This window comes from Alteribacillus sp. JSM 102045 (genome assembly GCF_041949975.1).
Taxonomy (GTDB): Bacteria; Bacillota; Bacilli; order Bacillales; family Marinococcaceae; genus Alteribacillus.
On sequence record NZ_JBHFQG010000001.1, the window covers coordinates 264564 to 284620 of the forward strand.

Below are 20057 nucleotides of genomic sequence, written 5' to 3' on the forward strand. Positions count from 1 at the left end.
AAGAGTAATCGTTTACTCTTTTTGCTTTCGATAGGGGTTTGGCTGTTTGTAGCAGGAGGTTGAGCGCTTAGCCGATGGTTCAGCTCTTCAAGCTAAAAATTCAGCTCTAAAACCTGCAGATTCAGCGGTTAAACAGGAGAATTCAACATTTAAAAGTAAAATTCAGCATTTCGGCACTTACCAAGATAGAAAGGGTGTTAAACCATATGCAGACAAAACAATGGTGGAAAGAAAGCGTCGTATATCAAATTTACCCAAGAAGCTTTAATGACAGCAATGGAGATGGGGTTGGTGACATCAAAGGGATCACGGAAAAGCTCGATTATCTAAAAAAGTTAGGAATAGACGTGGTCTGGCTATCCCCGGTGTATGATTCTCCGAACGATGATAATGGCTACGATATCCGTCATTATCAGCAGATCATGGATGAGTTCGGGACAATGGAAGACTTCGATGAACTGTTAGAAGAAATGCATAAACGAGACTTGAAGCTTGTTATGGATTTGGTTGTTAATCACACATCCGATGAACATCCATGGTTCGTAGAGTCCCGTTCCTCTAAAGACAATGCGAAAAGAGACTACTACATATGGAAAGAAGGTAAAGACGGCGATGAACCGACCAACTGGGCATCCAACTTCAGCGGATCGGCGTGGCAGTACGATGAAAAAACCGGCGAGTATTACTTGCATCTTTTCAGTAAAAAGCAGCCCGATTTGAACTGGGAAAATCCGGATCTGCGAGAAGATGTATATGAAATGATGCGCTGGTGGCTAGCTAAAGGAGTAGACGGTTTCCGGATGGACGTGATTAACTTCATCTCCAAAGATCAGCGTTTTCCTGATGGAGAAAAGAAACCGGGACATAAATACGCCTCCGGCTCGCCTTACTTTATGAACGGTCCGCGTATTCATGAATTTTTACACGAAATGAACAATGAAGTACTTAAACATTATGATGTGATGACGGTCGGTGAAATGCCTGGTGTTAGTGTGGACGAAGCGAAACTTTATACCGGGGAAGATAGAAAAGAATTAAATATGGTGTTTCACTTTGAACATATGGGACTGGGAGACGGTCCGGGCGGAAAGTGGGATAACCTGCCGTGGAAATTAACCGACATGAAAAAAATTATGACAAAGTGGCAGAAAGGGCTGGAGCAGGAAGGATGGAACAGCCTTTACTGGAACAACCATGACCAGCCGCGGGTGGTTTCCCGGTTCGGTAATGACACAGACGTCAGAGAAAAATCTGCGAAAATGCTTGCGACCTGTCTTCATATGATGAAGGGCACTCCTTATATTTATCAAGGAGAAGAAATAGGGATGACAAATGTAGCTTTTCCTTCTATCGAAAACTACGAGGATATTGAAACCTTGAATTGGTATAACGAACAGCGGGATGAGTTTCGTGCCGATCCGGACAAGCTGATGGAGTCGATTTACGCAAGAGGCCGTGACAACGCACGAACGCCTGTACAATGGGATACTTCAGAGAATGCAGGCTTTACGGACGGCACTCCGTGGCTTGCAGTGAATCCGAACTACAAACAAATCAATGTAGAACAAGCGCTCCATGATCCAAACTCTATTTTTTATTACTACCAAAAGCTTATTCAATTAAGAAAGCAAGAAGAAATCGTTGTGTACGGGGATTATGAGCTGTTGTTTGAAGAAGATGAAGACGTCTTTGCTTATACACGCACCTTAGAAAAAGAAACGCTGCTTGTGGTATGCAATTTCACAGATAAAAAAGTCAAGCGCGACTATATTCCTTCATTTGTAGGAGAAAACAAAAAATTATTGATCTCAAACGACAAGGGACGCAGCGAAAATGATGATTTGGCATCGGTTTGGCTGAATCCTTATGAAGCACTTGTTTACAAATTTTCCTGATATCCAAATCAACATAAGAGGAGGAAAAGAGATGTGGAAAAAAGGAGGAATTCTTTTCTCGATTTTGGCTGCCATGCTTTTGGCAGCCTGCGGGGAAAGCAGTGGAGACGATGGACAAGTGGAACTTGAATTGTTTTCAAATAAAACAGAAAACATCGGAACGTATGAAAGCTTAATTGAGAAATTTGAAGAAGAGCATCCGAATATTACAGTGGAGTTGTACGCACCCCCGGAAGCTGAAACGATTTTACGGACCCGGCTTGTAAAAGATGATATGCCGGATATGCTGGCCATTGCTGGAAGCGCTTTATATGGTGAACTTGCGGACGCTGGGATATTAAAAGATTACGGGATATTAAAAGATTACATTGAAAGCGGGTTGATAGAAGATATTCAGCCTGCCTATCTAGAAATGCTGGCAGACCTAACAGAAGAGGAGACAGCTGGGACCTATGGTGTCCCCTATGCAACTAATGCCAATACAGTCATTTACAACAAAGAAAAATTTGAAGAGCTTGGGGTGGAACCACCAGAAACGTGGGATGAATTTATTGAAATTTTAGAAAAAGCAAAGGGAGAGGGCGAAACACCGATTTATTTTACCCTTCAAGAAGCATGGACTGGCATGATTGCCTGGAACGCGGTAGCAGGGAATTTGGAGCCGGAGCAATTTGCTCAAAAGAAAAACAACGATGAAGCAAGCTTTCAACAAGATTATCAAGAAACAGCGGATAAAATGCTGACTCTGTTGGAATATGACCATGACCGTACCTTTGGTATTGGATATGATGACGGCAACAATGCTTTTGCTAATGGTGAAGGAGTTATTTATCTCCAAGGAAACTGGGCTGTCCCAGAGCTTTTAGAGGTGAACCCGGACTTGGATTTAGGAGTATTCCCCATACCAGTTACAAATGAGCCGGAAGAAAATGATTTAGTTTCAGGGGTCGATGTGCTATTTGCAACATTGGAAGAATCGGAACACCCAGAAGAAGCTCAGTTGTTTATTGATTTTATGCTTGAAGAAGAAAATATGAAGCAATACACCGATGAACAAGCAGCTTTTCCGGCGTTAGAAGGAGTTTATGAAGATGATCCTGCTTTAGAAGGCATTCGAGAAAACTTTGAGGAAGGCAGAATTACAAGCTTTCCCGATCATTATTATCCGCCTGGTATAGGAGCTGAAAATTTAATTCAGGAATTTTATATTCAAAAAGATAAAGAACAGTTCCTTCAAAAGATGGATAACGAATGGGAAAAAGTTGAGCGTAGATATTAGGAAAGGGGAGAGCATGTAATGGCAAATAGAAATCGAGCATTTTTAATGATGACGCTGCCGGCCCTGTTTCTCTTTTTCACCTTTCATACCTATCCTGTCCTGCAGGGGTTTTTTTACAGCTTTACCGATTGGAGAGGGTATGGGGAGTGGAATTTTGTAGGCTTCAGCAACTACCTTAATGTGTTTCAGGATTTTAGAGCCCTTAGTACATATGGTTTCACGTTTCAATTTGCAATAGTGTCTACCATTTTAGTCAACATATTCAGTTTAATCATTGCGTTAGGGCTGAATGCTAAAATTAAATTTCAAAAAACATTGCGAGCGCTTTATTTTGTACCCAACATTTTAAGCATATTAATTGTCGGATTTATTTTCAATTTTATTTTCACTCACTTCCTACCGGAAATCGCTGCAGCTATTGGTTTAAATGCCCTGGCAACAAATATCCTCGGCGATCCGGATCTTGCCTGGGTTGGTGTCGTGATCATGGCAGTTTGGCAGGCGACAGCTTTCAATACCATTTTATATTTGGCCGGTCTGCAGACGATTCCTGAAGATATATATGAAGCATCGAAGATCGATGGTGCCGGAAAGTGGAGGAATTTTATAAGTATAACTTTTCCCCTTATTGCACCTTTTAGAATTGGAAGAAGCTGCAATAGTCGATGGAGCCAGCTCATGGGGCGTGTTCTGGAAGGTAATATTTCCTTTGCTTGCTCCGATGAACGCCACAGTGGCAATACTAACCTGCTTATTCGCCTGGAATGATTTTATGCTTCCGCTCGTTATTTTGTCAGATCCTGATCATGCCACGCTTCCACTGGTTCAGTATATTTTTCAGTCTGAATTCAGTACAAACTATAATCTCGCGTTTGCTTCTTATCTATTAGCTTTGATACCGATGATCCTCGTATACATCGTGGCCCAAAAATGGATTATAAGCGAGGTTACTAGAGGAGCAGTGAAATAATAGAATAGAATTAAGGCACAAAGCCCTTGAGACAAACAGTATGAGTTTCAAGGGCCCCACTTTAATTCGACAAATTTTATAAAAACTATTGATATTATTTAGAATCTTTTTTATACTTTAGGAAACTTTAACTTTGATAAAGAAATCAAAGTATATGAAATTATGACTTTCGCCATAAAGAGACTCGGCGGCCAGCCAAGTTATTCTAATACTAAAATTATTAAATTCGCCTATCATTTTAAAAGGAAAACTATAGCAATTGATATAAGGACTCGGCTAACAACCCGGGTTTTTCTAATAAATCAGTTTGAAAAGGTTTTCAAAAGATGATGGACAAGAAGGTTGAGATGAATGAAATCTACAATTCGAGATGTAGCACGATTATCGGAAGTATCCATTAGCACAGTTTCCCGAGTTTTGAACAACCCTGAAAGTGTAAAAAGGGAGAAGAGAGAAAAAGTGCTAAAGACAATTAAAGAGTTAAATTACCATCCAAATGCTCTTGCTAGAGGCCTTATTAATAAACGAACACATTCTATTGGAGTCTTAATAACGGATGTGTCCAATTCATTCGTTTCAGAGGTAATAAGAGGGATGGAAGAGGCTGCTCATCAAATGGGGTCTAATCTTATCATATGTAATACAGACCAAGATAAAGAAAAAATGATAGAGTACCTTCGTGTATTAAAAGAAAAACAAGTAGATGGCTTTGTGTTTACTAGTGAGCCTGTTTCAGAAGAATATTTTAATATCTTTCAAGAGCTGGGGCTGCCAGTTGTATTAGCAGCTACTCACAGTTTAGAATATGACCTGCCTTCTGTGAAGGTTGATGATGAGACAGCGGTTCAGGATACCGTTGATTTCTTTATAAAAAAAGGCCATAAAGATATTGGAATGATAAGCGGTCCTACGTTAGATCCTATTGCAGGAAGTCCAAGGCTGTATGCCTTTAAAAATGCAATGAGGCAAAAGTTAAACTGCACTGATTTTGAAAACACAGTAGAGTATGGATCGTTTACGTTTGAATCAGGATATACAGCTATGAAAAAACTTTACAACAAGAATAAAAGCATTACCGCCGTGTTTTGTGCAAGTGATGAAATGGCGTTAGGAGCCATGAGCTATTTGGACCAAAAGGGCGTTAATGTTCCTGACCACATGTCTGTAATGGGTTTTGACAATACTAAAATGGCAAAAATGAGTATCCCAAAATTAACTACTGTAGCACAGCCGATGTACGATATAGGCTATCAATCAGTAACGGCATTAGAACAAATTTTAGAAGAAGGCCAGTCCAGTCAATTTCGTAAATATTTGAAGCATACCATTGCAGAAAGAGAATCTGTGAAGGATATAAATTAAATAAATAGCTGTTATTTTGAAAAGCTTTTCAAAATTTAGATAAAAATCCTTTTATTTTTATAAAAAACTGAAAACCTTTTCAAAGATTGATTCCAATAAGGAGGTCTGAGGCTGAAAAATTCAAGTTATATCTTAAATTAAGGGGGAGAAAAAAAGTGAAGCCAATTAAATTTTTAGTGTTTGTCCTATTCATTGGTGTTCTTGCAGCTTGTGGCGGTGAAGAAGAAAACAGTGGAGGAGAAAGTGATGAAGTAACGTTGCATTTTTGGGGCGGGGTGCCTCCCGAAAACGGACCTCAAGACGCGGTAGATGAATGGAATCAAAATAATCCTGATGTGCAAGTAGAATATACACGCTATGTAAATGAAGATGAAGGCAACATGAAAGTCAATACCGCCCTGCAAACGGGTGAGGACATGGATATTTTAATGTCCCATTCACCAAATCATCTTGAAGAACGGGTGCAATCTAACTTTCTATTAGACTTAGCAGACTATACCGAAGAATTTGATATAGAAGAAAAGATCGGCTCGGCAGCACAGAGATGGAAAATGGATGAGACTTATTATGCGGTGCCTACAAATACAAATGCCCTGTTTATTATGCTCAATGAGGATAAATTAGAAGAAAATGATTTGTCTGTTCCTGATTCTTGGACATGGGAAGAAGTATACGAATATGCTCAGGTTTTAAATGAAGATTTTTCTTATTCTTACGCCATTGATTACGATACGATTCACGGCATTATCCAGAATGCTCTTATTGATGATGGGTTAGTTGACGAAAACGGAGAATCAAACCTAGATCATGAGAACGTAAAAAAAGGCCTGGAGTTGTATCATACGATGATGCATAAAGACGAAGTAATGCCAAAACTTTCTGAACAAGTGGCCACCAATATGAAGCCTGAGCAAATGTTTATAGATGGAGAAATAGGAATGTATCAAGCAGGAGCTTGGAGACTTCGGATGACTAATGATATAGATGAATACGAAAGAGACTTTAATATTGCGTTTGCGCCATACCCTCACTTTGAAGGACAAAGTACACCGGCTCACCACGTTGAGGATGCCATGTCTATTGTTGCAGAGTCCGAACATCCAGAAGAGGCATGGGAATTTATTAAGTGGTATACAAATGAAGGCATGATTCATTTGTCTCCTGGTGGAAGAGTGCCTGCATCTGAAGATGCGCCCGCTGAAGAAGCCAGAGAAAAAATTGTTGAAGGTGCAGAAAACACTTACAATACTGAGTCCCTAGATAACGTATATGAAATTGAAGATACTGAGATGATCGTTGACCCGCCATATCAAGTGCTTGATAGCATTAATCAGCAATTGGAAGCTTATTTTATGGGAGAACAAGATATAGATCAGACTATCGAACAGATGGTTGATGTTCATAATGAATATCTTCAACGAGAAAATTAATTATCAAGGATAGGGAGCACGAAATTCCATTTTTCGGCTCCCTTTACCGCTTACCCATAAAGAAAATTAATTTGAGGTAAAGGGAGGCGTATTTGATTGAATTGGATGAAAAAACAAAAATTAATCGGCTATTTATTTATTTTGCCAAGTCTAACTGGCGTGACAATCTTTTTTTTATTTCCTTTGCTTTTTTCATTGGCATTATCATTTACAAATTGGACAGGACCTAGTGGGCAGGGAACAGAGTTTATTGGTATTCAAAACTTTCAAAGACTTATAGGAGATTCTGTTTTCTACCAGGCATTTGGCAATAACCTTTTGTATCTATTACATGTGCCGATTTCAGTGATTCTCGGATTTATAATAGCTGTATTTTTAAATCGCAGTGTTTATTTGAAAAATTTATTAAGAGCAGTTTTTTTTCTGCCGTACCTAATAAGTCCTATAGCTATAGGTTTTGTGTGGATGCTGTTATTTAACCCTTCTGAAGGCCCGATTAATGTGTTATTGATGAATTTAGGAGTGGACAATCCCCCTGGCTGGCTTGCATCCAGCAGCAGTTCAATGTATGCGATAATAATAATGTCTGCATGGCAAATAATGGGTTTTAACATAATTATTTATTTAGCAGCTCTTCAGGATGTGCCAAGAGAACTGGAAGAAGCAGCGAAAATGGATGGAGCAAAACGGTGGCAGATTACGAAAAATGTTATTTTTCCGTACGTAAGCCCTATTACATTATTTTTACTTATTATTGGAATAGCCAACGCTTTCAAAAACTTTGGTTTGATTCAAGCTGTAACAGGCGGAGGTCCTGCAAATAGTACAAACATTCTCCCTTTGTATGTATACCAAACTGCATTTAGATATTATGAGCTTGGCTATGCATCTACGATCGCTATTGTTTTATTTTTAGTAATATTCTCTATTACTTTATTACAATGGTTTGGTCAAAAGAAGTGGGTACATTATTAAGTTGCGGGGGGAAGAAACGTGAAGCTAAATAAACACAAAAAATTCAGCAATATAAACGCATATAAAACTACTATGACGGTTGTATTGCTGGTTGCAGGTTTTATTATGATCATTCCTTTCTTTTGGATGCTTAGTACTTCTTTTAAATCACCAAATGAAATATTTGAGTATCCTATTCAATGGATTCCTGAAAAGTTTGACTGGTCTCCTCATGAAAGAGTCTGGTTTGGCGAACTTAGTTTTATAAATTATTATATAAACTCGATCAAAATTGCAGTTCTAGGAACCGTGGGAGCAACTTTTATTGGAGCCATGGCTGCTTATGGATTCGCAAAAATTGATTTTAAAGGCAGAGACTTTTTATTTTTATTGTATTTAATGATGATGATGGTGCCGCCTCAGGTTTTATTTGTGCCAAAGTTTATAATGTTTGATTGGGCAGGACTCTATAATACACATTGGGCTTTAATTTTACCAACCATTTTTACAATTATCGGTGTTTTTTATATGCGTCAATTTTTTATTACAATTCCAAATGAAATATCAGAATCAGCTTTTATGGATGGGGCAGGTCATTTTAGAATCTTTTTTAAAATATTTTTACCTTTAGCGAAGCCTGCTATTGCCACTTTTGCTATTCTTGACTTTTCCTGGAATTGGAACAATTATGAAGACGCTCTGGTGTTTTTAGTAAGTGAGGATTTGTATACTGTTCCATTAGGTTTAGATAACTTTGTGTTAGAGTTTTCCGTTGATTATTCCGGAATGATGGCAGCTGCTACAGCTTCAGTGGTGCCGATCATAATAATTTTTCTGATTGGCCAGAGATACATTATTGAAGGAGTTGCCAGCTCAGCAGTTAAAGGATAAAAAAAGGAGGAATATACTTATGGCTCAAAATATGAGTGCAGATATTATTGTAATTGGAGGAGGAGTAGGAGGGACTGCTTCTGCCCTGTCTGCTGCTAAAAGTGGCAAGACAGTTATTATGACAGAAGAAACAAATTGGATTGGAGGACAGTTAACTAACCAGGCCGTTCCACCCGATGAGCATCCATGGATTGAACAATTTGGATGTACACAAACGTATAGAGAATTTAGAAATAGAGTAAGAGATTATTATCGCAGTCATTATCCAATGAAAGCCTCTGCAAGAAACAAGGAACGATTAAATCCTGGAAACGGCTGGGTGAGCAGGTTGTGTCACGAACCTAAAGCAGCTCTTTCTGTACTTCATGAAATGTTAGCTCCATATGTATCTAATGGTAGAGTGACTATTTTGCATAAACATAAAATAAAAGACGCGCAAGTAAACGGGGATGAAATTGAAGCAATCACAGTAGAAAATGAAGAGACGAGTCATTTATTCGTTTTAAAGGCCCCTTTCTTTTTAGACGCAACAGAATGCGGGGATGTGCTGCCTGTGGCTGGCATTGAGTATATTACCGGTGCAGAATCTAAGGAACAAACAGGAGAACCAAGTGCATTGGATGAAGCAGACCCGCTGGATATGCAGTCTATCAGTGTGTGTTATGCACTGGATTATTTAGAAGGGGAAGACCATACAATAGCAAAGCCGCGGGATTATGATTTTTGGAAAGAGTATAAACCTGATTTTTGGCCGGATAAATTACTTAGCTGGACCCATCCTTTTCCAGAAACGCTGGAGCCCTGGACAAGAGATTTATTTAAACAAGAAGGCAGAACAATTATTGATTCATTATGGTTATTTAGAAGAATTATAGACAAAGACAATTTTGAGGAAGGTGCTTTTGCGAGTGATATTACTTTAGTTAATTGGCCGCAAATTGATTATTGGCTGGGACCGATTTTTGAAGTTTCCGAAGAAGAAAGAAATAAGCATTTGGAGCAGGCTAAGCAACTATCTCTTTCCTTTTTGTACTGGATGCAAACAGAAGCCCCTCGACCTGATGGGAAAAAGGGTTACCCTGGTTTAAGATTGAGGAAGGATATAGTTGGAACGGAAGATGGTCTGGCAATGCCATATATTCGGGAATCCAGAAGAATCCAAGCTGAATTTACAGTTTTAGAACAGCATGTCAGTCCAGATTATCAATCCGGAGTCACTGGTGAATATTTTCAAGATTCAGTAGGGATTGGTAGTTACCGGATTGATCTTCATCCGAGCACTGGAGATCGAAATTATTTAGATGTGTCCAGCTTGCCGTTTCAAATCCCGTTAGGTAGTTTAATTCCAAAAAGGGTTAAAAATTTAATAGCTGCCGGAAAAAATATTGGAGTGACTCATATCACTACTGGATGCTACAGGCTGCACCCAGTGGAATGGAATATTGGTGAATCTGCAGGATATCTAGCATCTTATTGTATTACACATGGGCTTCAGCCGGCTCAGGTAAGAAACGATGAAAAATTATTAAAAGAATTTCAAGCTATGTTAATAGAAGAAGGCGTAGAAATAGAGTGGCCAAAATTAGAGGCAAGGTAATAATAACAGCAGGAGGCGTTTCCCATGGCCTATAAAGATTGGATGGAAGGTTTAAATAGGTTTTTTGAATGGTTTATGAATATAGCTTATCTCAATGTTTTGTGGATTATTTTTACTATATTGGGAGGAGTTGTGTTAGGGGCAGCGCCTTCTACCTCAGCAATGTTTGCTGTAATCAGAAGATTATTCTTGTCCAAAGAAAAGGTCCCAATAACGAGAATTTATTTAACTTATTATCGTAAAGATTTTTTTAAGGTGAACGGATTATTTTATTGTTTTGTTCTCATTGGAGCAATTTTAATAGCTGATATTTATTTTTTGATTGATATCGATAAGCAAATAGCAGTTGTTTTTCTATTTTTACTGTTAATGTTAAGTGTCATCTATGTTATAGCAGTGATGATGTTCTTTCCTGTATTTTCACATTATGATGTAAGGTTTTTAACTTATATTAAACATTCTATTTTTATAGGAATTATGAGACCTCTGCATATTCTTATAATGGCAATTGGAATAAGTGTTTCTTATTATTTAATGTTATTTCTGCCTGCCCTATTTCTCTTTTTTGGTATTAGTTTAGGTGCACTTATAATTGGCAGTGTTAGTCACCATATTTTTCTTAAAATAGACCTAAGTACTGTATCTAAATAAGTTTTTATGCGTCGCGTCACTATTGTAAGCACGGCATTACTGACTGGGAGTGAGAGAGTTATGACACAGACAGAGCAGAAAAACCAAAAGTATTTGAAAAAAGCCTGGTGGAAAGAAGCGGTAGTGTACCAAATTTACTGGCGCAGTTTTAATGATACCTCCGGAAACGGATTTGGCGATCTTAACGGCGTCATAGAAAAATTGGACTATTTAAAGGAACTTGGAGTGGATGTTCTCTGGCTCAATCCTTTCTATGAATCTCCAGACGTTGATAATGGCTACGATATATCAAATTACTATGCGATTATGGGAAAAGCGGGAGACTTTGAAGTATTTAATAGATTGGTATCAGAAGTTCATGCACGCGGCATGAAGATGATAATGGATCTCGTCGTAAATCATACGTCTGACCAGCATCCGTGGTTTAAAGAATCCCGCTCCTCTAAAGACAGCCGTAAGCGGGATTGGTACATATGGAAAGACGGGGTGAGCGGCGGACCGCCGAATAATTGGCGATCGTATTTCGCTCCGTCTGCATGGGAGTGGGATGAACAAACGGATCAATATTATTTTCATTCTTTTGCCGTGGAGCAGCCTGATTTAAATTGGGAAAATCGTGAATTAAGAGAAGAGATTTATAACATGATGAGGTTTTGGCTCGATAAAGGAATTGATGGATTCCGTTTGGATGTTATTAATCTTCTTGCTAAGCAAAAAGGTTTTCCGGATGCAGAAGATCCATATGCCCTTGACTATTTAGGAAATAATCCGGGCATCCATGATTATTTGCACGAAATGCATGAAGAAGTTTTCAAGCATTATGATATTATGACCGTCGGAGAAATCCCGTTTGTCGGCCCGGAGAACGGCGTGTTGTATGTAGGAGAAGACCGAGAAGAGCTGCATACGCTCTTTCATTTTGAAGTCGCCGATGACATGCCATCCTGGGATATGCTTCGTTTTAAAGAAATTCAGAAGCGCTGGTATGAAGGGTTAAAAGGACGCGGCTGGAACTCTCAATTTTTAAACAATCATGACCATACCCGTCAGGTAACAAGGTATGGAAATGACGGAGAGTACAGGGAAGAATCAGCGAAACAGCTGGGTTTGATGCTGCATACGCTTCCTGGCATCCCTTATGTGTATCAAGGAGAAGAAATTGGTATGACTGGTGTTCGATTTCCTTCTATCGAAGACTATAACGATGTAGCGATGAAAAATAAATACAAAGAGGAAGTGGATAAAGACAGGGACCCGGAGGAAGTATTTGAAGAGCTGCTTCCGCTAAGCCGTGATAATTCCCGTACACCGATGCATTGGACAGCAGAAAGGAACGCCGGCTTTACAAGCGGGACACCATGGATCAAGGTTAACCCAAACTATAAAGATATTAATGTGGAACAAGCACTTGCGGATTCTGATTCTGTATTTTATTTTTATAAAACACTCATTGCCCTTCGTAAAAAACATGATGTGATGGTGTATGGCGACTTTGAAGATCTTTCCGGTCAAGAATCCTGTTTGTATATCTATAAACGGACACTTGGTGACACCACCTGGCTGATTGCTTTAAATCATTCCGACGAAGAAAAAGACTGCCCGCTGTTAAGAGATTATGAAACCTCCTTGGACCAGCTGATTATAAGCAACTATGAAAAAGATGAAAAAAAACAAGACAAGGTCCGCCCCTATGAAGGGAGATTGTACTCTATTTAAATGATTATCACGTTCATAGCCTCCCTCGTTAAACAAGGAACCTTAAAGCCCAAGGCAGGCAAAAGAAAGATGAAGCGGTAACCAAGCAAGGATCTTGAAAAGATTTTAAAGTCTCAGTTACTGCATTTCGGGTGAGGTCCGGCTCGAGGAGTGTTTACATCTAGCACTGCTGCCAACTATCATATTAAAAGCAATAGCAAAGCTTGCATAAAAAGAGACATCCAAGCAAAATAGCCGGTCATGATTTATTTTATGACCGGCTTTTACTATGTTTTTTGCAGATTCACATTTACGGAAGGCTGAAAGATTGCTAATATCAATAGTAATAGATGCACTATTTAGATTTTTCTAATAAAAATAAAGAAAGAGTGATAGGATGCGCAATGTAGTTATTGTTAGTGGAAAAAGAACACCAATAGGTCGTTTTAACGGTACCTTAAAAGACAAAACAGCGGTAGATTTAGGCGTTACTGCTCTGAAAGGAGCATTGGAAGAGGCAAGCGTAGATCCTGATGTAATAGAAGAAGTCATTGGCGGGCATGTCTATCAGGCAGGCTGCAAAGGAAACACGGCCAGACAAGCTGCTATTTATGCCGAATGTCCGGTAGAGACCGTAGCTGTTACGATAAATCAGCAGTGCCCTTCCTCCCTTCGTGCGACGGATATGCTTGCCGGCGATATTATGCTCGGAAAAATAGACGCTGGTGCGGTCGTTGGCATGGAAAGCATGACCAATGTGCCCTATCTTTTACCAAAGGCCCGTGAAGGATACAGAATGGGAGACGGTAAGGTAGTTGATTCTCTTTTTCATGATGCATTGCTTGACGCTTTTAATGGGTATCACATGGGTATTACAGCTGAAAATCTAGCAGAAGAATACAGTGTTTCCAGAGATGAACAAGATGACTTGGCGCTCCTCAGTCAAGAAAGAGCAAAACTAGCAACTGAAAAAGGTATTTTTAAAGACGAAATCGTCCCTGTGGAAGTCAAGAAAAGAAAAGAAACCTTTATGATGGAAACCGATGAAAATCCTAATCCTAATACGTCGGCGGAACAGCTCAGCGGGTTGAAGCCGGCTTTTAAACAAGATGGCAGTGTTACAGCAGGTAACGCATCCAGTCTGAATGATGGCGGGGCAGCTTTAATTTTAATGGCTGAAGAAAAAGCAGAAGAGCTTCAATTACAACCTTTGGCTAGAATTGTAAGCGCTGCCTCAGCAGCAGTAGATCCGAAAATAATGGGGATTGGTGTTGTGCCTGCAGTTAAAAAAGCGTTACAGCAGAGCGGTCTTAAAAAAGAAGATATTGATTATTGGGAAATCAACGAAGCGTTTGCTGCTCAGTTTCTAGCAGTAAACCGCGATCTTCAGCTTGATCTAAAGCGCGTGAATCGGTATGGTTCTGGTATTTCACTAGGTCATCCTGTGGGTGCTACAGGAGCTCGTATTCTAGTTACGCTGCTTCATGAATTAAAAAGAAGCGGGGAGAAATATGGGTGTGCCACATTGTGTGCAGGCGGCGGACCAGGAGCTGCTATGATTGTGGAAAATCTTCAATAGTTGTTTTCGGAAGAAGAGGGGCTGTCTCAAAACTCTTGAGAGAGCTCCTTTTTATATGTTTATAAAAAGGACAACAAATCTATTGTCCTTCTCTATGTGTCGCCTTGCCTGACTGCAACCGAAGGTTTTTGTCATATGAAACTGTCGCAATATTTAAAAATATACTTGTAATTTAAAATTAAACCTTATAGAATGTATTTAACCAACTAGAATAAATTCAACTACAGTGTTAAAAGTATTTCATGAATTGAAAGCCCTTACATAAAAGGAAGAGGGTCTTAGTGGGGGGATGAATGACTCTTATTTAATAAGTTTAAAATTTTAAATATTTCTATTTTTTAAACTTTTAAAAAGAAAAATAGGAGGGGTATGAATGAAACGAATGAAGTGGTGGATGGTGTTTACTTCGATATTGTTGCTTTTGGCTGTATCAGCTTGCGGTGGAGGCAGTGATGATTCGTCAGCAGAGGGAGAAAACGGCGGGGATGATGCAGCAGCTGATACCTCAGTGCCGATTGTCCTTCGGGCTGCTACTGGGTTGAGTGCTCAGCATGCCTGGTGGGAAAATTCGATGGTTCCCTGGATGGAAAAGGTAGAAGAGCTGACGGATGGTCAAGTTGAATTTGAAACCTTTACAGGCGGTGAGTTAGTTACTACTCCTGAAGAAGCGGAAGCAGTACAGAATGGAACGATTGACGTAGGATTGGTCCTCCCCATCTATGAACCCGATCAATTTCCGATGGCAGAGGTAACCATGCTTCCGTTGACTCATTCAGACACTTTAATAGCTTCGAAGGCCTGGAAGAAGCTTGTAGAAAGTGACGAAGAGCTGGCAGACGGCATGACTTACAGTGAAATGCAATTTGATGGTTTTCATGTTTTCCCTTTGTCTACTACCCAGGAGTATTCAATTTCTACAACAGGTCATAAATTTAATTCGGTAAGTGATATTGAAGGGACTTCTCTTCGCACACCGTCTCGTATTCACGAAATTTACTCTGAAAAAACGGGAATTAACAGTGTGACGATGCCAGCCGTTGAAATGTACGATGCAATGAGCCGCGGTGCTTTTGAGGGCAGCTTTTACAGCATTGCAGACTGGTCAGGCTACGGATTCCAGGACTTGTTTCAGTATACTGTAACGGGCGTGAATTTCGGACATTTTAACGCAATGATCGGGATGAGTGAAGATACATGGAAGGAACTCCCGGAGCATGTACAGGATGCAATGGAAGAAGCTCATGAAGACATTTTTGAACCAGGGGCCCAAGAGTGGATGGACCGTGCCGAAGAAATGGTGGAGTTTAATGAAAGTGAAGGCGGAACATTCGTAGATTTTGAGGACCTTGACCAAGATGTACAGGATCATTTTGTTAAAGGAATTGAGGATACTTGGTACGAATATATTGAGCTTTTGAATAACAATGGTCTTCCAGGAGAAGAGGTTGCAGCCATGTGGAGAGACTTATTAATTGAAGAAGGCGGCGAAGTGCCAGAAGCTGTGATGGATTTTGAAGATGAATAGTCCAATTCTTCTATAGCATAAATTTTACGGAAGGCAATGCCTTTTAAGAGAACGAACGCGGGCGCCTGGCTTTCTTTATCATTCTATTTTTGCAGGCGCTCTATTTTTTCCCCGTAAAAGCGATTATTCCACATAGGAGGCCCTATTATGTCAGAGTTTTTCATTATATCTGTAATTTTACTTATGTTTATCGTTTTTCTTCTATCAGGGCTTTATATTCATTCGGTATTATTTGCCTGCGGGATCATTGGGCTTATTTTATTAGAAGGATTCAGCATTTTACCTGGTCTGCTGGGAAATGAACCGTTTAACCGGGCCGCAAGCTATACACTCACCACGATTCCATTATTCGTTTTAATGGCTCAGTTTGTACTTCAATCCGGTATTGTCCAGGATATGTTTTATTTTATCAACCGCCTGTCAAAAGGTAATAACAGTTTACTTGGCGCCTTAACCATTATTATTGGAGGACTGCTTGGGGCAGTTTCCGGATCAGGGACAGCAACTGCTGCTTCATTAGGCCAGGTTGCTGTGCCGGAGCTGACAAAGCATGGCTACAAACCGGAATTGGCTGCAGCAGTTGCTGCTTCGGGTGGATCATTATCCGGCATTGTTCCTCCAAGTATTATATTGATCCTTTATGGAGTGGCAACAGAAACGCCGGTCGGCGATTTATTTATGGCCGCGGTCATTCCAAGTATTCTAGTAATGATTGTTTTTATTATCGTTATGCTTGCTTGTTTCTATGTTTTTCGCAAAAAAACGAGTGAAGCAGCAGGATTGGAACCAGAACGAAAAGGACCACCCCAACAAGCAGAGCTGCCTGCAATGAGGCTGGTTGTCGTAAACGCAGTAGGTCTTATTATTGTCATCGTTATTTTCGGAGGAATTTACTCCGGTGTATTTACTCCAACAGAAGCAGGAGCCGTAGGGGCCTTTACGGCGCTTCTTTCCACGCTGGTGCTCGGTAAAGTCAACATCGCTTTCTTTACCAGGGCGTTAACCGAAACCATTAAAGTGACCGGAATGGTAATGCTGATTTTAATTGGAGCCCAAATTTTCGGAAGGTTTGTTTCTTTATCGCTTTTGCCTCGAAAGCTTATTAACCTCTTAGATCCGATCATGGAATACCCAGTCATTGTATTGATTGTTATAACGATTGCATTGTTTATTATGTTTATGTTTATTGAAGGAGCAGCTGTTATTTTAATGTCCATTCCTGTGATTATGCCGATCATTCAGGCTATTGGTGTTGATGTGTTATGGTTTGGAATCTTTATTTCTGTTATCTGTACCGTTGGTTTAATCACACCTCCAGTTGGATTGAGCGTGTATGCAGTTTCGGGTGCAAGTAAAATGACTCCTGAACCTATATTTCGGTATACGATGTTATTTGCCTTTGTCGCTACTGTAGTTGTAGGAGGGATTATGATTGCATTCCCTGACCTTGTCCTTTGGATACCTGATTCTATGGAATAAAAAGGAGGGAGAAAGCCTTTATGAACAGCGTTTGGAAAGTATATAAAATATTTAATTATATCAAATTTGCCGGTGCTATATTCAGCGGAATCAGTATTGTCGCCATGATGCTTTTCATAGTTTACGACGTAATCGGCCGGAACTTTTTATTTGGGTCTATACGAGGCGGTTTTGAGATTGTGCAAAACTATTTCATGCCGCTTGCAGTGTTTCCAGCTTTAGCTTATGTCTATACTACAGGTGTCCTCCCCCGCATGAATCTGCTTGTTTCTAAATCTGGTGAACACCTTCAGAAAATAATTATCTTTGCTTTGCTGGCTCTTGAGTTGTTTGTGTTAAGCTTTGTCGTTTACTTTAGCTGGAATTATGCAGTCGGCGGAATGGAAAGAGGCATGGCTTTTCCAGCCGGAGGTTCCATGTATCCCCTGTATCCATTTTTATTTCTCGTTCCATTGGGATTTGCCATGATTATCGTCGAAAATATCTTTATTTTATTAAAAAATATAGAAGAAAAGAAGGCGACATTGCTTGTTCACAATGACTAATAAAAGGGGGGAGCATAATGAAGTTAAGAGAAAAGAAAGCCGCTAAGAAAAAAGAAGAGATCCTGCGATCTGCTTCTAAAATTATATCAAGACGAGGCTATGAAGGCGCGACCATGGAAGATATTGCGGCTGAATTATTAATGACGAAAGGCGCTTTATACTATTATTTTGCCAGTAAGGAAGAACTTTTGTATGAATGTCATACGCTCATTCTCTCTGAAGCTTCAAAAAAACTCGAGGATATTTACGAAGCAGAGACGTCTTCGATAGAAAAAATGAAAAGAGCAATTACTTTTCATATAGAAATAGCTATTACAGAAAAAGAAACCTTTAACATGATTATAAAGCCGGGGCTGACATTTTCAGATGAGCATATCTCGATGATCTTAAAGCAGCGCGATGAATATGCCGGTATTTTTGACAAGATTATTCAGCAAGGTATGGAAAGAGGAGAATTTACGGTCCAGGAGAAAAAAATGGCACGCATGATTATTCTCGGAGCAATGAATTGGATTCAGCAGTGGTATTCGCCAAAAGGAGATAAAAACAAAGACGAAATTGCCAATGCCTATGCGGATTACTTACTGAAAATGCTCACCTAGTTTTGACGGAACAGGAGGGATAAAAAATGGAAACAGAGAAAGTCACTTTGTTTGGCCGCAGCGGACTGCAAATGTTTAAGAATCGTCCCAAAACGATTGCAGACGTTTTAAGTCAAACAACAGCCAGACATCCCGAAAAAGAAATGGTTCGATTAGAAGACACCGCTTTTACTTATCAAGAGGCAGATGAACACACCGATTTGCTTGCTGCGGCATTGCAGTCGAGATATGGAATAAGTAAAGGAGATCGTGTTGGCGTTGTGATTGGCAACAGTATGGCTTTTCCTTTGGTTGTATTTGCTTGCACGAAAATTGGAGCCATTATGGTGCCACTGAACGTGAAACTTCAACCTGCAGAAATGGAATACATTTTAAATGATGCTTCGCCGCGGCTGCTTATTAGTGAAAAAAACTATGAAGAGAAGTGGAAAAGCATTCCAGGAATTCAAAGCCGTATGGAGACTTTTGTTATTAAAGATGAGAGCGACCTTCTTTCATCAGCAGGAAATAGAGCAGGCAAACCAGAAGTTGTTTCTGTTCAGGAAGAAGATCCAGCTTATATTATTTACACATCGGGGACCACCGGCCGGCCAAAAGGAGCAGTACTCAGCCACGCCAATGTGATTCACAACCTTATCAATTATAACGAAAGATTTGAAACCCACAGTGAAATAAAAACGTTGATTGCTGTTCCGCTCTTTCATGTAACCGGTTTAATTGGACAATTTTTGCACATGGTCTATACAGGCGGCACATCTGTCATATTAAAAGCCTATCAGAACGACACCTACATTGAACAAATACAGTGTTACAACATTAATTTTTTATTTAATGTGCCTGCTATTTTTACGATGATGCGAACCAGTCCACTATTTGAAAAATACTCCTTTGATTTCATCGAAAAAGTCGCCTATGGAGGATCACCCATTTATCAAGAAACACTCGACATGTTAAAGACCTCCTTTCCAAATGCAACATACCATAACGCTTACGGAGCAACAGAAACGGCTTCGCCAGCCACGTTAATGCCTGTTGATTATCCGGATTCTAAAGCAGCTTCTGTCGGTCTGCCTGTTACAGGTGCAGAGCTGAAAATAGTTGATGGCAACGGCAAGGCATGCAGTCTTGGAGAGGAAGGAGAATTACTTATTAAAGGCCCGATGGTGATTGAAAAGTATTGGAACAACTCTGAAGCAAACCAAAAATCTTTCGATGAGGGGTTTTGGCGCTCAGGCGACATTGCGGCTAAGGACGAAGATGGGTTTTTCTATATCCTGGACCGGAAAAAAGACATGATTAACCGAGCCGGCGAAAAAATATTTTCGATTGAAGTAGAAGATGTATTAAAAGGGCATCCCGCCATACAAGATGCGGCTGTTGTTGGGGTTCCGGATCCTGTGCTTGGAGAAAAAGTAAAAGCATTTCTCGTACCAGCAGAATTACACTCCCTTGATATCGAGGAAGTGAAAACGTATTGCAGACAGTATTTAGCAACATACAAAACCCCGGAAGTGTTCCAATCATTAAAAGAGCTGCCGCGTAATGCATCGGGGAAAATTTTAAAGCATCAATTAAAATCATACGAAAATACACAAGCCTGATT

17 protein-coding genes are annotated in these 20057 nt (G+C 39.8%); all 17 read left to right on the forward strand.

Translation table 11 applies throughout. From position 1 onward, the window contains the following. The first annotated feature begins 206 nt into the window (after nt 1–206). The 17 genes from ACE1TI_RS01250 to ACE1TI_RS01330 all read left to right on the forward strand — a co-directional run bounded on the left by ACE1TI_RS01250 (nt 207) and on the right by ACE1TI_RS01330 (nt 20055). Nucleotides 207–1895: a glycoside hydrolase family 13 protein gene (locus ACE1TI_RS01250; protein WP_375005747.1), complete on the forward strand. Its 1689-nt coding sequence runs from the start codon at nt 207–209 to the stop codon at nt 1893–1895. A gap of 31 nt (nt 1896–1926) precedes the next feature. Then, nucleotides 1927–3174 carry an ABC transporter substrate-binding protein gene (locus tag ACE1TI_RS01255; protein ID WP_375005748.1) on the forward strand — a complete coding sequence of 416 codons (1248 nt, stop codon included), beginning with the start codon at nt 1927–1929 and terminating at the stop codon, nt 3172–3174. 18 nt (nt 3175–3192) lie between these two features. Further along, nucleotides 3193–3942 carry a carbohydrate ABC transporter permease gene (locus ACE1TI_RS01260; RefSeq protein ID WP_375005749.1) on the forward strand — a complete coding sequence of 250 codons (750 nt, stop codon included), beginning with the start codon at nt 3193–3195 and terminating at the stop codon, nt 3940–3942. Continuing rightward, nucleotides 3860–4144 carry an ABC transporter permease subunit gene (locus tag ACE1TI_RS01265; RefSeq protein WP_375005750.1) on the forward strand — a complete coding sequence of 95 codons (285 nt, stop codon included), beginning with the start codon at nt 3860–3862 and terminating at the stop codon, nt 4142–4144. Before ACE1TI_RS01260 ends, ACE1TI_RS01265 begins: the two co-directional genes overlap by 83 nt. Nucleotides 4145–4495: 351 nt before the next feature. Beyond that, nucleotides 4496–5506 carry a LacI family DNA-binding transcriptional regulator gene (locus ACE1TI_RS01270; RefSeq protein WP_375005751.1) on the forward strand — a complete coding sequence of 337 codons (1011 nt, stop codon included), beginning with the start codon at nt 4496–4498 and terminating at the stop codon, nt 5504–5506. 155 nt (nt 5507–5661) lie between these two features. Next, nucleotides 5662–6936 carry an ABC transporter substrate-binding protein gene (locus tag ACE1TI_RS01275; RefSeq protein ID WP_375005752.1) on the forward strand — a complete coding sequence of 425 codons (1275 nt, stop codon included), beginning with the start codon at nt 5662–5664 and terminating at the stop codon, nt 6934–6936. A gap of 105 nt (nt 6937–7041) precedes the next feature. Then, nucleotides 7042–7911, forward strand: a complete 870-nt coding sequence (locus ACE1TI_RS01280; RefSeq protein ID WP_375005805.1) for a carbohydrate ABC transporter permease — start codon at nt 7042–7044, stop codon at nt 7909–7911. An 18-nt stretch (nt 7912–7929) separates the two neighbouring features. Continuing rightward, nucleotides 7930–8781: a carbohydrate ABC transporter permease gene (locus ACE1TI_RS01285; protein ID WP_375005753.1), complete on the forward strand. Its 852-nt coding sequence runs from the start codon at nt 7930–7932 to the stop codon at nt 8779–8781. 19 nt (nt 8782–8800) lie between these two features. Next, nucleotides 8801–10378 (forward strand): FAD-dependent oxidoreductase, encoded by a 1578-nt coding sequence (locus ACE1TI_RS01290; protein WP_375005754.1) that lies wholly within the window; start codon nt 8801–8803, stop codon nt 10376–10378. 24 nt (nt 10379–10402) lie between these two features. Beyond that, nucleotides 10403–11029 carry a YesL family protein gene (locus ACE1TI_RS01295; RefSeq protein ID WP_375005755.1) on the forward strand — a complete coding sequence of 209 codons (627 nt, stop codon included), beginning with the start codon at nt 10403–10405 and terminating at the stop codon, nt 11027–11029. A 93-nt stretch (nt 11030–11122) separates the two neighbouring features. Further along, nucleotides 11123–12745 carry an alpha-glucosidase gene (locus tag ACE1TI_RS01300; RefSeq protein WP_375005806.1) on the forward strand — a complete coding sequence of 541 codons (1623 nt, stop codon included), beginning with the start codon at nt 11123–11125 and terminating at the stop codon, nt 12743–12745. A gap of 376 nt (nt 12746–13121) precedes the next feature. Continuing rightward, nucleotides 13122–14303, forward strand: coding sequence for a thiolase family protein (locus ACE1TI_RS01305; protein ID WP_375005756.1), 1182 nt, complete (start codon nt 13122–13124; stop codon nt 14301–14303). A 373-nt stretch (nt 14304–14676) separates the two neighbouring features. After that, a complete protein-coding gene (gene dctP / locus ACE1TI_RS01310) occupies nt 14677–15828 on the forward strand; it encodes a TRAP transporter substrate-binding protein DctP (protein WP_375005757.1) in 1152 nt (383 codons plus the stop codon). Between the two features lie 147 nt (nt 15829–15975). Further along, on the forward strand, nt 15976–17307 hold the full coding sequence (locus tag ACE1TI_RS01315; protein WP_375005758.1) for a TRAP transporter large permease: 1332 nt from the start codon (nt 15976–15978) through the stop codon (nt 17305–17307). 20 nt (nt 17308–17327) lie between these two features. Next, nucleotides 17328–17852: a TRAP transporter small permease gene (locus ACE1TI_RS01320; RefSeq protein WP_375005759.1), complete on the forward strand. Its 525-nt coding sequence runs from the start codon at nt 17328–17330 to the stop codon at nt 17850–17852. Nucleotides 17853–17869: 17 nt separating this feature from the next. Continuing rightward, complete coding sequence (locus ACE1TI_RS01325; RefSeq protein WP_375005760.1) at nt 17870–18454, forward strand: TetR-type transcription factor C-terminal domain-containing protein; 585 nt, start codon at nt 17870–17872, stop codon at nt 18452–18454. A gap of 26 nt (nt 18455–18480) precedes the next feature. Beyond that, nucleotides 18481–20055, forward strand: a complete 1575-nt coding sequence (locus tag ACE1TI_RS01330) for a class I adenylate-forming enzyme family protein (RefSeq protein WP_375005761.1) — start codon at nt 18481–18483, stop codon at nt 20053–20055. Nucleotides 20056–20057 lie beyond the last annotated feature (2 nt).